Here is a 15,142-nt window from a genome sequence, read left to right as displayed (position 1 = left end):
AAAAAATATTCCCCTTTCGAATCGTAAGTTGCTAACCTCAAAGATGTAAATCTTGATTTTAAGATTATTATTTGCAAGGTATTTTGTCAATACCTTTTTTTGAGCCCTCAACTTCTTCTTAGCTAAAAGCTATCCTGCGCCGCTCTTCCCAGCTTTTTTAACAGCTCAGTCGCTTGCCTCTGCTCCTCAAGTGTCAGGCCACTGACTGCTCTTTCAATCACTTCTTGGTGAGAAGGGAAAATAGTAGTTAAAAACTGATTTCCTTTTTCCGTCAGCTCTGCATAGATGACGCGGCGATCCGCAGAACAGGGCTTGCGAATCAACAGCTGCTTCTTCTCTAGTTTGTCCACTACATAAGTGATGTTTCCACTGGAGATCAGGATCTTTTCGCCAATTTGCTGCAAGGGCTGTGGCCCTTTATGGAAAAGGACCTCGAGAACGCCAAACTCAGTAGGGTTCAGCCCGTATTGGCGAATGTTACGGTTAGAATGTGCCATCACCCAGTTATAGGAACGTGAGAGTACGACAAAAAGATCAAGGGAGTCATTTCGAACCGATTGCTCCGACATGTATGCCCTCCTTTCAGATCGAAGGAAATTTCAATATCTCTAATTTAAGATAATCGTACATGATGTGCGTGAACTTGTCAAATTGGACTCGATAAAAAAGAAAAACCTGAGGCGGTGTTGGCCATCAGGAAGTAAGAGTGGAGAGGTGTGCTCGCTAATACTCAATTTTTGTTACTTCATTTAAAGGACCCAGGGGATTCTCGTTTGCTTCGGCAAGTTCTTTTTGCAAAAGTTTTTCATGTCCTTCATCTGACAGGTCAAAATAGAAGTATTCCTTCGGTCTATTTTCCTTCATGGAAGTAGGCTTTTCAGACATCTTCATCCCCCTTGGGCTTTATTTCAATGGATAGTGTTTGCGAATGAACTGGATAACATCCATAGGAAACCAGATAAAACGCGGTCGCTCTTCCATGAGAAGGCCTCGATAGTGGTTTTTTTCTTTACAAACAAATGTTTTTGTGATAAACTTTTGTTTGTAAACGAAAGCTGTGAATGCCAACAACGAAGAAAGGAGGATGACTGTGGACAAAGAAATGCAGATTTTGCATCACATTCGGCACAATCCTTTTATTAGCCAACAAGAGCTGGCGGATCTGATCGGAATCTCCCGTTCGGCTGTTGCGGGCTATATTGCCCAGCTGACAAAGCGTGGCGAAATCAAAGGGCGTGCCTATATTTTGCGCGACGAAGGCCTGATCGCTTGTATCGGTGGAGCGAATCTGGACCGTAAAGCGCGAGGAAAGCAACAGGTGCGTCTGCACTCATCAAATCCGGTAACGATCATGGAGTCGTGCGGAGGGGTGGCGCGTAACATCGCTGAAAACCTGGGCCGACTCGGATGCAATACTTCCTTGTTTACCAGCATTGGTGAGGACAAGGAAGGCGAATGGATCGTACAGGAGACGAGAAAGCACGGTGTGGACATTAGTCAGGTATGGCGATTGCCAAGCCAGCGGACAGGCACCTACACGGCGCTTTTGGATATCGACGGAGAAATGGTTGTATCTCTGGCGAATATGGATATTTACGATGCGCTTACACCGGAAATGTTTGCGGACAAATGGTCACATATAGCCGCCGCAAGCGCCATTTTCCTCGATACGAATGTACCTGAAGATTGTCTCGCTTACATCATCGAGCGTTGCCGAGAAGAAGGCATTGCTCTCTTCATTGACCCGGTCTCTTCTGCAAAAGCGAAAAAGCTGCCACAGCGCTTGGACGGAGTAGAAGCAATATTGCCCAATCGCGAGGAGGCAGAGCTGTTATCTGGCATGACGATCGGCTCGATCGAGGAATGTGCCGAGGCTTGCGCCAAAATCAGGGAACGCGGCGTCAAACACGTCATCGTTACCATGGGTGAGCTAGGAATTTATTATCAATCGGAAAACGTATCGGAGCATTTGACCCCGTATCCAACTGAAGTAGTGGATGTGACGGGAGCAGGAGATGCTTTCGTTTCCGGACTGTTGTACGGGATTGTGAATGGAGAATCATTCGAGAGAGCTTGCCGCCTCGGACTGGCAGCCTCTGCCCTGACCCTGCAAACGGAGCAATCGGTATCCCCATTACTCAAAGCAGATCAACTGGAGCTGACAGTTGAACAATACGAAAAGGAGCGATAAGATATGAAACAATACTTGACCTTTACTGAAGAAGTACGCCATGCACTGGAAAACAATTTGCCGGTTGTTGCCCTGGAGACAACCATTATCTCGCACGGTATGCCATATCCGCAAAACATTGAGATGGCAAAAGAAGTAGAACAAATCATTCGCGACAACGGAGCGGTACCAGCAACAATCGGAATCATGAACGGTAAAATCAAAATCGGTTTGACTGAGGCTGAGCTGGAAGAGTTTGCGACCAACCAATCGGTAGAAAAAGTAAGCCGTCGTGACTTCCCTTATATCCTGTCCAGCGGTAAAATCGGTGCGACAACAGTAGCGGCTACCATGATTGCTGCTGAGCTGGCAGGCATCCACATGTTTGCAACTGGCGGTATCGGCGGGGTTCACCGCGATGGTGAGATCACATGGGACGTATCTGCTGACCTGACTGAGCTGGCGCAAACAAACGTAGCGGTAGTATGTGCAGGCGCGAAATCCATCCTCGATATCGGCCGCACCCTGGAATACCTGGAAACACAAGGGGTTCCGGTAGTAGGCTACCGTACAGCTGAATTCCCATCCTTCTTCGCTCGCGAAAGCGGATATGGTGTAGACTTCCGCCTGGATACTCCTGAAGAAGTGGGAGCTTTGATGAATACCAAATGGGATCTGGGCCTCAAGGGCGGTATGATCATCGCAAACCCAGTGCCTGAGTCTGACGCTCTGAATCACAAAGAAATCGAAGCAGTAATCCTGCAGGCTCTCACTGAAGCAAAAGAGAACAACATCGCTGGTAAAAAGGTGACACCGTTCCTGCTTGCAAAAGTGAAAGAGCTGACAGCAGGCAAAAGCTTGCAAACCAACATCGCACTGGTGAAGCACAATGCGGAAGTAGCTGCGAAGGTAGCGGTTGCTTATCAGCAAAAAGCAAACGAAAGCAAGTAATCAATGATAGACACAGCCCTCGGGAATCAACCGAGGGCTTTTTGTTTGCTGGCAGCACTCTTTTTGTACTGGATGCAAAAGACACCAGTAATAATCAGGAAAATCCCTGCTATTTTCGGCAAAAAAGCTTCGTGAACAGGCATGTGAAGCAAACCGAAATGATCAATGATCACCGCCATGAGCATCTGACCAATTAAGGTGAGAGAAAAGGTAAGGGCTGAGCCCAGCTTGGGTAAGCAGTAGGTAGTGCTTAAAATCATGATGACGCCAATAAAACCGCCAATCCACATCCACCAAGGATAAGACGTCAAAAGATGCCAATTTGACGGTTCGATTGGTTCAGAAGAGAGTGTTAGCAAAACCAGAGTCAACGTGCCGACGAGAAACGAGATCATTGCCGCCGAATAGTTGGAAGAGGTAAGCTGGCGCAAACGGACGTTAACCGCTGCCTGGATGGGTAAAGCAGCTCCAGCAAGAATGACGAAAGCAATAAATAGCATGGGAAGTGAGCCTCCTTTTCACGGCTAAAAAAATCGAATGAGCAAAATACCGCTGAGAACGGAAGCAATTCCGATTAGACGCGCAGCGCTTACCTTTCTTTTGGGCATGTGAAAGAAACCAAAGTGATCGATAACGATAGACATCACCATTTGTCCTGTCAATATGAGAGCAAATGTAAGAGCAGCGCCTAAAACAGGAACTGCCTCCAAATTTGCCAGAACCGTAATGACGCCGATTGCCCCTCCAAACCATGCCCAGGATGGCTTCGTTTTTACAGCATGGAATAGGGTGGGGAGGGTATTTTTTTGTGTGATGCACAGGATGGTCAGCAGAACAAATCCGATAAAATAAGCTATTGCCAAAGCAAGATAAGGAGAGGCAACGGCACTGCGCAACTGAACGTTGGCAGCAGATTGCACCGGCATCATCATTCCAGCAAGTAGAAGAAGGATAAACGGCATGTGACCATCTCTTTCTTTTATATTTCAAAATAAGTTGAAATGATTATATTTCAATATAATTTGAAATGTCAATGCTCTCTCGTTATAATAAAAGCATGAATACAAATGACGATCTGTTGATCATTTCTGTTATCAAAGCACTGAGTGACCCGATTCGCCTGAAAATCATGCATCTTTTAAAAAAGGGAAGAGATGAAGAATGCCAGTCTCCTGCCTCCTTACAAAATCCGCAAGCGTTGTGCCCAAAAGACATTCTTCGAAAAATGGAAGATTTATCTGATTCCAAGCTGTCCTATCATTTAAAGGAAATGAAGCAGGCGGGGTTAATCGTGGAGCATCGCGAAGGAAAACGAATATTTTACGAGCTGAATACAGAACCTCTAGGGAAATTATCTGCGTGGCTGGATGAGTTCGCAGAGTAGGAATGGCCTGTCTCTCCGCTTCTGGAGAGATTTTTTTGTTTTTGGGCAAAAAACCACTTGATATACCCTTGGGGGGTATTGTATGATGAGGGTGTGATAAGAATTGACCTGCAGGGGAACAATACGATAAAATATACCCCATGAGGGTATCTGTGACGGGGGAATTACGATGAGTGCCAAAACAGCAGAGGCCACTGTTCCGATTTCAGGAATGACGTGTGCCGCATGTGCACTTCGGATTGAAAAGGGCTTGAAAAAGCTGGATGGCGTAGAGACTGCCAACGTCAACCTGGCATTGGAAAAGTCGACAGTGATCTATGATCCGGCAAAAACGAACCTCGATGATATACGCACAAAAATTGAAGCACTCGGTTACGGGGTTGCAGCTGACAAGGTAGAGCTAAACATAACGGGCATGACTTGTGCCGCTTGCTCGACCCGAATTGAGAAAGGGCTGAATAAAATGCCTGGCGTCCTAAAAGCGAACGTCAACCTGGCATTGGAAACAGCCACAGTAGAGTATGATTCTTCTCATGTCGGTGTATCCGATCTGATACAAAAGGTTGAAAAGCTTGGCTATCAGGCATCTCGCAAGGAAGAAGAAAACGACGAGGAAAAGATAGATCGTCGTGCAGCCGAGATTAAGCGGCAAACAAGGAAATTTTGGATTTCCCTGGTGCTCTCCCTGCCACTTTTGTGGTCAATGGTCAGCCACTTCTCCTTTACCTCCTTTATCTGGTTGCCAGACTTCCTGATGAATCCGTGGGTGCAGCTGGCATTGGCAACACCTGTGCAATTCATTATTGGGGCACAGTTTTACGTGGGAGCGTTCAAAGCATTACGTAACAAGAGCGCGAACATGGATGTGCTTGTCGCCCTTGGCACATCAGCAGCTTACTTTTACAGCCTGTATGTAGCCATCTCTTCGATCGGTACTCACGCTCACATGCTGGAGTTATACTTTGAGACCAGCGCCGTTTTGATCACGCTGATCCTGTTGGGTAAACTATTCGAGGTAAAAGCAAAAGGTCGCTCGTCAGAAGCAATTCGCAAGCTGATGGGGCTGCAAGCAAAAACAGCTGTGGTGGTTCGGGATGGCGCAGAAATAACGATCCCTGTAGAAGAAGTACGCTTGGGTGATATCGTCTACGTGAAGCCCGGTGACAAGGTCCCTGTAGATGGTCTCGTATTGGAAGGCCAATCAGCTGTCGATGAATCGATGCTGACCGGAGAAAGCCTTCCGGTAGACAAAGCAGCTGGAGATACGGTTATCGGTGCAACCCTCAATAAAAACGGCTTTTTAAAGGTTCAAGCAACAAAGGTAGGAAAGGAAACAGCGCTTGCACAAATCATCAAGGTTGTTGAAGAAGCGCAGGGTACGAAGGCACCTATTCAGCGTCTGGCAGACAGCATTTCCGGGATATTCGTTCCGATTGTTGTCGGGATTGCGGTGATTACCTTCCTGGTCTGGTATTTCGCAGTCATGCCTGGCAATTTTGCTGAGGCATTGGAAAAAGCGATTGCGGTACTGGTTATCGCTTGCCCGTGTGCACTTGGTCTGGCGACACCGACCTCCATCATGGCAGGGTCGGGCCGCGCGGCAGAGCTGGGCATTCTGTTCAAAGGTGGGGAGCATCTGGAGACAGCCCATCACCTGGATACGATTGTTCTCGATAAAACGGGTACGGTGACAAAAGGGGAGCCAGAGCTGACCGATGTCCTCACCTTTGATAGCGAGGAGCAGGAATTGCTCGCGCTTGTCGGAGCTGCCGAGAAAAATTCCGAGCACCCGTTGGCACAAGCGATTGTTCGCGGGATTGCGGAAAAAGGCATTGCGCTAGCCGACACTTCTTCCTTTGAAGCGATTCCCGGCTTTGGGATTCGGGCAGTTGTAGCGGGCAAGGAAGTGCTGGTAGGTACCCGCCGCCTTCTGGAGCAAAATCAAATCTCGTACGAAGCTGTATCTGACAAGATGCTACAGTTGGAGCGATCCGGGAAAACAGCGATGCTGGCTGTCGTCGACGGTAAGCTGGCAGGGCTGATCGCTGTAGCGGATACCATCAAGCCGACCTCGAAGCAAGCCGTGGCACGGATGAAAGCAATGGGACTCACGGTCATCATGATGACGGGTGACAATCGTCAAACGGCCGAAGCGATTGCACGTGAGGCAGGTATCGATCACGTCATTGCCGAAGTCCTGCCCGAAGGCAAGGCAGCCGAAGTGAAAAAACTCCAGGCAGAGGGCAAAAAGGTAGCTATGGTAGGCGACGGAATCAATGACGCCCCAGCGCTTGCTACTGCGGATATTGGGATGGCAATTGGAACGGGAACAGATGTGGCGATGGAGGCAGCAGATATTACACTCATGCGCGGTGAGCTCACAAGTGTCGCTGACGCAATCGAAATGAGCAAGCGCACTATTCGCAACATCAAGCAAAACCTGTTCTGGGCCTTTGCCTACAACACATTGGGTATTCCGTTCGCGGCACTTGGATTCCTGGCGCCTTGGCTCGCAGGAGCAGCGATGGCCTTCAGCTCCGTATCCGTTGTCCTCAATGCACTGCGACTCCAACGGGTAAAGCTGTAATCGCCTGCAGCCAATAAAAGAAGTAACACGCGGCATGTCCGCATACTTTATAAACAGGAAACACAAAAGGAGAGATTGAGAAAATGAAAAACATCACATTGAACGTAGAAGGCATGTCCTGCAACCATTGCGTAAACACCGTTGAAAAAACATTGAAAGAGCTGGGAGCAGAAGGCAAAGTAAACCTCGCAGCCAAAACAGTAGAAGTGTCCTACGACGAAAATGGCACAACCCTCGAAGCTATTAAAGAAGCCATCGAAGAACAAGGCTACGACGTAGTCTAAAAGGTAGAATATATTTTGAAGCTCTTGCCCGGAAATCACGGGTAAGAGCTTTTTTTATTTTGTCGCCCACCAATAAGTGCTGCGAGGACAGCCAACAGCTGCCGAGAGGAAAAAGGAGAAAAGCGAAGATCTTTGGAACACAGCCGAAGCGGAATGAAAAAAGCGAAACACGCCTTTAAGCGTCCACCTCTGAAATACATCCTGAACCTGCAACTTTGGACGCGGTTTCGCCTTTTTTCATGTAGCTGTGCAGGAATGCCCCCCCAGCAGGTGGTCCAAGAATCTAGAGCGTTTTCTCCTTTTTCCTCTCCTCCACTACAGCCCGAACTAATCGCATCACTTCCCTCCCCCCTCATCTGTTTTGTAAAGATTCTGTAAATCGTTAACGAAACGTAAACAATGCATGAGCCCGGCCATACAAAAACGCTCCATGGCAGCATTTTCTTTTTATCAAACCTTGCTCTTTGCTTTATATGGGATTAAAAATTCACCTCTACAATGAAAGCAAGTGAAAGAGGTGGTCATTGTGGATTTGCATATGCACACCACTGCTTCTGACGGCAAGCTCACGCCGAAGGAGCTGCTGCAGGAGGCAAAAGAGCGGGGCGTGAGTCATCTAGCGATTACCGACCATGACACCGTGGATGGTTATTTACTGGCGCGAGAGGAAGCTCAACGACTCGGCGTCGGACTGATACCCGGAATCGAATGGAATACAGAAGGGCCGGAAGACGAGCTGCACATATTGGGCTATGGCTTTGATATTTCCGACCCACGTCTGCTGCATCTGATGGATCGCAGACAGCAGGAGCGGATTGATTGGGCCTCTGAGATGGTCGAGCGCTGCAACAGGCTGGGGATGGCGATTACGATCGAGGACTGTCTGGTCCGTGCAAAAGGCGGCGTCATCGTTCGAACACATATCGCAGAAGTATTAGTCGCGCGTGGCTACAGCTCGACGCCACAGGCAGCATTTGATGCGTATTTGCGAAAAGGTGCTTCCGCGTATGTGCCAAGGCCAGTCTTTTCCGCCCAGGAAGCAATCGAGTTAACGCACGAGATAGGGGGGATAGCGATCCTCGCTCATCCCGGGATTTATCCGTTCGAAGTGAAGCTTGATGCCTTGCTTGAATACGGGATTGACGGGATCGAGGTCTATTACCCGAAGCATTCATCAGCACAAATGGCCTTTTGGGAGCGTCAGGCAAAAAAGCATCAGCTGATTCGCTCTGGCGGCAGCGACTTTCACGGACATGGCTCACGCAACTCGACTCCTGTTGGAAGCGTGCCATTGCCACGTGATGTAAAGGAGTGGTGGACATGCTGTATGTTTCATCAACACTAATGTGGGCGTACCCGGTAGAGGCCGCCATTCTGATTGCGAGGCAGTATGGATTTAGCGGCATGGAAGTGTGGGCAGAGCATGTCTGGTTTCATCAGAGCAATGCGCGGGAGATTCAACAGGCGGCGAAGCGTGTAGGAATGAAGCTGACTCTGCACGCAGCGAGCTGGGATTTGAATCTGTGCTCGTTAAATCACGGAATACGCCAGCAATCCATTACAGAAGTAAAGAGGTCAATCGCTCTGGCTGCGGAGATTGGTGCCAAGAGTGTGACAATCCATCCCGGCCGCTTCACGCTGACCTCTAAAAACAGAGGAATGCATGAGTCGCTATTGATTGAAAGCGTAAATGAACTGGCGCACGAAGCCCAGCGGCAGGATTGCATTTTGTCGATTGAGCATATTGAACCGCTCCCCAAGGAGATGATTGTAACCCCACAGGACCTCAATCGTTTGCGGGCGGCACTAGCGTACCCAACCACGGCTACCTTTGATATTGCTCATGTTCCTCTCTCCTGTTCCCTGACGCAATTTTATCGGGAGCTGGAAGGAGTTGATAAAATCCACGTGAGTGATGCCACTGCATCCAAGCTGCATGTACCGCTTGGAACAGGTGAAATTGATCTTGAGGCGATTTGGCCGCTTTTATTTGAAAAAGAAAGACCCGTTGTTGTAGAAGGCTTCGATGACGCCAGAGATTTGGGTGTACTCAAGAAAAATCTGTTGTATCTACAGCACGGTGACTGTGTCTCATTTGGATAGGAGGTTCTTCCCACTTTGAATATTCTCGTTACGAATGACGATGGAATTTTTTCCAACGGAGTACTTTGTTTAGCACAAGCATTACAGCCGTTTGGCAACGTATCCATTGTCTGTCCCGATCAAGAACGTAGCGCAATCAGTCATGCGATTACGTTGAAGTCGCCTGTAAAGGCAAATAAAGTGAATTTTTTTGATACTTCATTAGAAGCATGGGCGGTCAATGGCACCCCGGCAGATTGCGTCAAAATGGCAATCGAAGTGATTCTCAAGGAAAAGCCTGATGTCATTGTATCCGGAATTAATCGCGGTCCGAATTTGGGACGAGATGTATTTTACTCCGGTACGATTTCAGCGGCCATCGAGGGCGCGATGTATCAAATCCCTTCGATTGCGATTTCGCTGGCGACACTGAAGCCGAATCCTTCGTTCTCCCTCGTGGAGCCGCTCGCTTATGAAGTGTTTGAGACACTCTTGAGGCACAAGCTTTCTCCAGAGACGGTGCTAAATATCAATCTTCCCTATCTGTCAAAAGAAATGATAAAAGGAGTGGCTGTAACGCCGCTTGCGATGGATGTCCTGCGCTATCAATATGTCGGCTTGAACGATCCACAGGGATACCTCTGCTACTGGCTCTCTGATCATCTGAGCGAGCTGCATTTTGAAGACGAGGAATCCGATTACTACAAGCTGCGCGATGGTTACATCACAATCACACCACTTCAACTGAATATGACGAATACAGCGATGAAAGCAAAGATTGGAAAGTGGTTTCAAAGTACGAAACAAAGCTCATAGCCATGCCCACTCATGATTAGGAGGAAATAGAAAATGAAGCGTGTTCCTTTGCATAAATGGACTCTTTCTCTATTCACAGCACTATCAGTATTGGGATTGACAGCATGTGGCACACAGTCTACTTCCACTTCGCCGCAACCTGAGACCAAGCCCGCGCCATCTACACCAGCTGCAACAACTACCGCGTCCACAACCGAGACAGCTTCAGCGAAAATTGCGGGGACTCTGAGCTTTTACACATCGCAGCCGGATGCTGATGCAGCGGCTTTAATCGAGAGCTTTACGAAAAAATATCCGGAAGTAAAGGTAGAGCTGTTCCGCTCCGGTACGGAGGAGGTCATCAGCCGCTTGCAGGCTGAGGCACAGGCTGGACAAGTCAAGGCAGACGTGCTCTTGGTTGCTGACGCACCGACCTTTGCCAGCTTGAAAAAGCAGGATTTGCTCATGGGCTATAACTCTCCTGAAGCTGCTGACATCCCTGCCGACTGGAAGGATGCAGATGGTGCGTACACAGGAACGAAGGTCATGGCGACCGTACTCGCGATCAATACAGCGAAGGTAACCACAAAGCCAGACAGCTGGAAGGTACTGACGAGCCCTGAGACTACTGGAAAAGCCATCATGCCAAGCCCGCTCTATTCCGGAGCAGCTGCTTACAATGTCGGTGTACTGACACGACAAGGCGATTTTGGCTGGGATTTCATTACCGGACTAAAAACCAATCAGATGACCGTAACCAAAGGAAACGGAGCGGTGCTGAAAAGCGTAGCAGGCGGCGAAAAAGAATACGGAATGGTTGTCGATTATTTGGTAGCGAGAGCGAAAAAAGAGGGTTCTCCCGTAGAGCTGATCTATCCAAACGAAGGCGTACCCGTCATTACGGAGCCGATCGGTATTTTGAAAGCTTCGAAAAACCAGGACGCGGCAAAAGCATTCGTTGACTATGTACTCTCGGAAGATGGCCAAAAGCTGGCATCAAGCCTGGGCTACACGCCTATTCGCAAAGGAATTGCGGCACCAGAAGGACTGCTTGCCCAAGATCAGATCAAGGCACTTTCAGCAAATACTGATGAACTGGAAGCATCTCGCGAAGCGGACAAAAAGAAATTTGGAGAGATGATGGGTGGCAAGTAACTGGCAAACAGTAGTGACCGAACGGCAGATGGGAGAGCGGCGTAAATTCGCCGCTTCTCTGTCGATGGAACAGGCGGCTACGTGGATGGTGCTGGTTCCTGTCGCCTTCTTCTTTGTCTATCCGTTGTGGAAGCTGATTGCGCTCAGTGTAAAGACAGACACGGGCCTCGGATTTGCTCATTTTGCTGAAGTGCTGACAAATGCACGTACATGGGATGCTGTTGGACACACGATTACTGCTGCAGGCGCGTCGACCATTCTTTCGCTCGTGATCGGCGTATCCTTGGCTTGGCTGTGTGCCTATACCGACATTCGCCTTAAACCCGCGCTACATGTACTCGCGCTATTGCCATTGCTCATTCCTTCCTATGTCATGACGCTGGCATGGACACAGCTGGCGGGACCGCAGGGAGTCATCAATCGAGTAGCGAGCTGGGTGGCTGGAGCCCCTGTAGAAATATGGAATGTGTATGGTCTGGATGGAATCATTGTCGTGATGGGGTTAACCCATTATCCATTGGTTTACATGCTGACGCTGTCTGTCCTGTACCGGATTCCCAAGGATCTGGAGTGGGCAGCGCATGCGTCTGGAGCAAGTGATGCGGCGGTTTTTCGCAAGGTGACACTGCCGCTTGCCCTGCCTGGAATCGCGGGTGGCGGACTGCTTGCGTTTATTTCAGGACTCGATAATTTCGGCATCCCTGCGTTTTTGGGAATACCGGAGAATATTTCTGTCCTCAGTACACTTATCTATGAAGAGGTAATCGGATTTGGACCAAGCGCCTTTGCCAAGGCAGCCGTATTGTCTATTGTGCTCGGAGTCATCGCGCTTGCCGGGACCGGCGTGCAATGGCTGTTGCTGCGAAAGAGCCGGGTAGATCAGACGAGTGCGGAAGACAAGTCGCTGCGACGTTATCTTGGCAAAAAACGGGGCTGGATTGAGCTGGGCGTCTGGGGCTTTATGCTGGTGACCGGTATTTTGCCACTGCTGTCGATGGCTTCTACCGCCTTTGTAAAAGCGTATGGGCTGCCATTTGTCACAGAAAACTTGACGTGGAAGCATTTTGCCTTTGTGCTGTTTGATCATACAGGTACAAGAGAAGCGATCCGCAATAGCTTGCTGCTGGCAAGCTTGACAGGCATCGTGTGTGTGATCGCCGGGACCTTGTTTGCCTATTGGCGCATCAATCGTCCCTCGTTTACAGGCAAGCTCATGGAAGGAGCGGTGGCTTTGCCATACGCCTTGCCCGGCATGGTGCTTGGACTTGCGATGATTCTTACCTGGATGGAGCCGATTCCCGGCTGGCAGCCTGGCTTGTATGGGACCGTTTGGCTCATTTTGATTGCGTATGTGACGCGATTCTTGATACTTCAAGTCAAAAGCAGTACGGTTTCGATTATGCAAGTAGGCAAAGAGGTAGAGGAAGCGGCACGCATCAACGGTGGGGGCTTTTGGACGAGATGGCGCAAAATCCTGGTTCCGCTGTATGCACCGGGAATGCTGACAGGCTTGTTCCTCGTCTTCCTGACGGCTTTCACAGAGCTGACGTTGTCCTCGCTCTTATGGACATCAGGCGCGGAAACGATTGGCGTCGTGATTTTCGGCTTTGAACAGGCGGGGTCTACGACCTATAGCACGGCGCTTTCCACGCTGATTGTAGTGGCAATCCTGCTCCTTTTAGCAGCAGGAGGCTTATGGAAGCGATACTGGCAGCGGAGGGTAGCGCAATGAATAATGCGAGAGTAGTTGGAGTTTCCAAAACATTTGGCAGCGTGACTGCCCTTCATAATCTGGATTTGCAAATTGGGCAGGGCGAGTTTGTTGCTCTGCTAGGGCCGAGTGGCTGCGGGAAAACGACGCTGCTTCGCCTGATCGCAGGCTTTGAATCTCCGACGAGCGGTGAAATCTGGATCAACCAGGAGCGCGTCGCGGATGCAAAAGGACGCAAGCCACCGGAGGAACGACGGATTGGCATGGTGTTTCAGTCATTTGCGTTATGGCCGCATCTGAATATTTATGAGAATGTAGCCTTTCCCCTGCAGCATCAAAAGAATGTGCTGGAAGCGTATAAACAAAACCCGCGTGCACGTGTAGCGCAAATCCTCGAAATGGTCGGCCTGGGCGGGATGGAGGAGCGTTATCCGAGCCAACTGTCCGGCGGGCAAAAGCAGCGTGTAGCTTTGGCGCGTGCCATCGTCTTTAATCCGACGCTGCTGTTAATGGATGAGCCATTGAGCAGTCTCGATGCGGAGCTGCGGATGCAGATGAGAAAGGAAATTCAATATATTCACCGTGAGCTGGGTACATCGATTGTCTATGTCACGCATGATCAGTCGGAAGCGCTGGGAATGGCAGATCGGATCGTGGTCATGAAAGGCGGAAGGGTAGAGCAGGCGGGTACGCCGCAGGAGATTTATTATGAACCCGAGTCTATGTTTGTCGCGAAATTCGTGGGACGGTCGAATTTTCTGAAAGGAAGCTGGTCAAACCCGCATACCTTTTTGCTGGAGAGCGCCGGTGAGCAGGTACAGCCGATTCCAGTGTCACGCGATTACAGTTTTTTTCATGCGCATCACGTATTGCCTGTGCGACCGGATCAGCTAAAGCTCAAAGCTTGGCAGCAAGGAATGAATGGGGTTGTAGGAAGAGTCACACACGTCCAGTTCCAGGGTCGGGAGCTGTTGTACTCGATTCAGGTAGGGGAGGAAGAGTGGGAGGTTATCTCCGACGTAAGCGAGCGGTTTTCCTATGACGATCAGGTGCTTGTAGAAGTAAATGTGTGAGTAAATGGCGACCAATAAGCAAAGCTCCGTCTGTACACGCGGACGGAGCTTGTTGTTTGGTTTTATGAAACACCGAGCTGCTTTTCCAAATCCTTGTCCAGCACAAAAACCTCGATTCGTTCTCCCATTTTCGTGCTGATGTCGCTGTGGCTGGACAACACCTTGCACCCGGTAAGTCGCTCTACGATTTGTTCGGATTCTTCGCTGTACATTTCGCGCAGCAGCTCACGCATCTCTTTTACGATGCGACGTCCTTTTTCATGACTGGACAGATGCTTTTCCTCCACGGTGAGGACGCCTTTGAAACGGGCAATCACCATATCTCCGACTATATACGTTTTGGCCTCCTGAGGTCCACGGCCTATCAGTTCACGTTGGAATTTGATAAAAGCTTCGCTAATTTCTGCTTCAAGCTTTTTTTTGTTCGAAATGGCCAATCCATATTCCTCCCATGCGTCATTCCCTTGTCTGATCGGGGACTTCGAAGGCCTTATCCAGCTTCATCAGGCTTGCCACGCGCTCAGATGGCTTTATCTTAACGATCTACCCGTAAGACTGTCAACAAGGTTACAGACGAGTGATAGCAGGCTCGGGTCAGGAACCTACTCTTCTTGTGAAAAGAGAAGAGAAACCAAGAAATATCGTGCGCGGCTGAGGCTTGCCGGGATTAAATCGCTTACATCGATAAAGAATGAACAAATCGTGCTAAAAAGACAGAAACAGGACATTAACATCCGATTATGCCGGACGTATAATGAGACTCGTAACCAACAATTGCAAATCTGGCCAAATCCCGAGGCACTCGGGAACGGAGGACCCAATCAGTAGGGGTTAATTCCACGATTCGTTTGTGGAAGGGATGAGAAGCTCTTTCGCCATCCTACCCGTCAGCTAACTTCGTCGGCTAAAGCGAGGGAGGTCTAAAGACCGCCTATTTGAGGAGGCCTTTT

The 15,142-nt window shown here is 49.3% G+C and carries 16 protein-coding genes and 1 riboswitch; of the genes, 11 read left to right on the top strand and 5 right to left on the bottom strand.

Features of this window, described 5'->3' with window-relative positions; genetic code table 11:
• Positions 1-122 precede the first annotated feature (122 nt).
• Positions 123-569 (bottom strand): MarR family winged helix-turn-helix transcriptional regulator, encoded by a 447-nt coding sequence (locus ADS79_RS31370; RefSeq protein ID WP_049742415.1) that lies wholly within the window; start codon positions 567-569, stop codon positions 123-125.
• A gap of 154 nt (positions 570-723) precedes the next feature.
• Positions 724-885 carry a hypothetical protein gene (locus ADS79_RS35410; RefSeq protein WP_161807332.1) on the bottom strand — a complete coding sequence of 54 codons (162 nt, stop codon included), beginning with the start codon at positions 883-885 and terminating at the stop codon, positions 724-726.
• A 205-nt stretch (positions 886-1,090) separates the two neighbouring features.
• Here ADS79_RS35410 and ADS79_RS31365 point away from each other — a divergent pair, with 205 nt between their 5' ends.
• Together ADS79_RS31365 and ADS79_RS31360 are read left to right on the top strand one after the other, a co-directional pair.
• The gene (locus ADS79_RS31365; protein ID WP_049742414.1) at positions 1,091-2,191 is read left to right on the top strand and encodes a carbohydrate kinase; all 1,101 of its coding nucleotides are present in this window, start codon (positions 1,091-1,093) and stop codon (positions 2,189-2,191) included.
• A 3-nt stretch (positions 2,192-2,194) separates the two neighbouring features.
• A complete protein-coding gene (locus ADS79_RS31360) occupies positions 2,195-3,121 on the top strand; it encodes a pseudouridine-5'-phosphate glycosidase (protein WP_049742413.1) in 927 nt (308 codons plus the stop codon).
• A gap of 26 nt (positions 3,122-3,147) precedes the next feature.
• On the opposite strand, the gene ADS79_RS31355 is transcribed toward ADS79_RS31360, so the two are convergent.
• Complete coding sequence (locus tag ADS79_RS31355) at positions 3,148-3,621, bottom strand: DMT family transporter (RefSeq protein WP_049742412.1); 474 nt, start codon at positions 3,619-3,621, stop codon at positions 3,148-3,150.
• A gap of 24 nt (positions 3,622-3,645) precedes the next feature.
• Entirely contained in the window at positions 3,646-4,083 is a 438-nt protein-coding gene (locus tag ADS79_RS31350; protein ID WP_049742411.1) for a DMT family transporter, read from the bottom strand.
• A 95-nt stretch (positions 4,084-4,178) separates the two neighbouring features.
• Here ADS79_RS31350 and ADS79_RS31345 point away from each other — a divergent pair, with 95 nt between their 5' ends.
• The 9 genes from ADS79_RS31345 to ADS79_RS31300 all read left to right on the top strand — a co-directional run bounded on the left by ADS79_RS31345 (position 4,179) and on the right by ADS79_RS31300 (position 14,192).
• Complete coding sequence (locus tag ADS79_RS31345; RefSeq protein WP_161807331.1) at positions 4,179-4,505, top strand: ArsR/SmtB family transcription factor; 327 nt, start codon at positions 4,179-4,181, stop codon at positions 4,503-4,505.
• Positions 4,506-4,674: 169 nt separating this feature from the next.
• On the top strand, positions 4,675-7,092 hold the full coding sequence (locus ADS79_RS31340; RefSeq protein ID WP_049742409.1) for a heavy metal translocating P-type ATPase: 2,418 nt from the start codon (positions 4,675-4,677) through the stop codon (positions 7,090-7,092).
• Between the two features lie 83 nt (positions 7,093-7,175).
• Entirely contained in the window at positions 7,176-7,376 is a 201-nt protein-coding gene (locus ADS79_RS31335; RefSeq protein ID WP_049742408.1) for a copper ion binding protein, read from the top strand.
• 526 nt (positions 7,377-7,902) lie between these two features.
• Complete coding sequence (locus ADS79_RS31325) at positions 7,903-8,721, top strand: PHP domain-containing protein (RefSeq protein WP_236700165.1); 819 nt, start codon at positions 7,903-7,905, stop codon at positions 8,719-8,721.
• Positions 8,697-9,479 (top strand): sugar phosphate isomerase/epimerase family protein, encoded by a 783-nt coding sequence (locus ADS79_RS31320; protein ID WP_049742406.1) that lies wholly within the window; start codon positions 8,697-8,699, stop codon positions 9,477-9,479. The genes ADS79_RS31325 and ADS79_RS31320 overlap by 25 nt, the downstream gene beginning before the upstream one ends.
• 15 nt (positions 9,480-9,494) lie before the next feature.
• Entirely contained in the window at positions 9,495-10,274 is a 780-nt protein-coding gene (gene surE, locus ADS79_RS31315) for a 5'/3'-nucleotidase SurE (protein ID WP_049742405.1), read from the top strand.
• A gap of 33 nt (positions 10,275-10,307) precedes the next feature.
• Positions 10,308-11,408, top strand: coding sequence for an ABC transporter substrate-binding protein (locus ADS79_RS31310; RefSeq protein ID WP_049742404.1), 1,101 nt, complete (start codon positions 10,308-10,310; stop codon positions 11,406-11,408).
• Positions 11,398-13,140 carry an ABC transporter permease gene (locus ADS79_RS31305; RefSeq protein WP_236700164.1) on the top strand — a complete coding sequence of 581 codons (1,743 nt, stop codon included), beginning with the start codon at positions 11,398-11,400 and terminating at the stop codon, positions 13,138-13,140. The genes ADS79_RS31310 and ADS79_RS31305 overlap by 11 nt, the downstream gene beginning before the upstream one ends.
• On the top strand, positions 13,137-14,192 hold the full coding sequence (locus ADS79_RS31300; protein WP_049742403.1) for an ABC transporter ATP-binding protein: 1,056 nt from the start codon (positions 13,137-13,139) through the stop codon (positions 14,190-14,192). The genes ADS79_RS31305 and ADS79_RS31300 overlap by 4 nt, the downstream gene beginning before the upstream one ends.
• 62 nt (positions 14,193-14,254) lie before the next feature.
• Here the strand turns inward: ADS79_RS31300 and ADS79_RS31295 are convergent, their stop codons facing one another.
• On the bottom strand, positions 14,255-14,629 hold the full coding sequence (locus ADS79_RS31295) for a Na-translocating system protein MpsC family protein (protein ID WP_049742402.1): 375 nt from the start codon (positions 14,627-14,629) through the stop codon (positions 14,255-14,257).
• Between the two features lie 337 nt (positions 14,630-14,966).
• Positions 14,967-15,113, top strand: a riboswitch (cyclic di-AMP (ydaO/yuaA leader).
• Positions 15,114-15,142: the final 29 nt, after the last annotated feature.

It is taken from the genome of Brevibacillus reuszeri (assembly GCF_001187725.1).
In the GTDB taxonomy this organism is placed as follows: Bacteria; Bacillota; Bacilli; order Brevibacillales; family Brevibacillaceae; genus Brevibacillus; species Brevibacillus reuszeri.
Note: the sequence above shows the minus strand (reverse complement) of the source record. Positions and strands in the feature narration are given on the sequence as shown.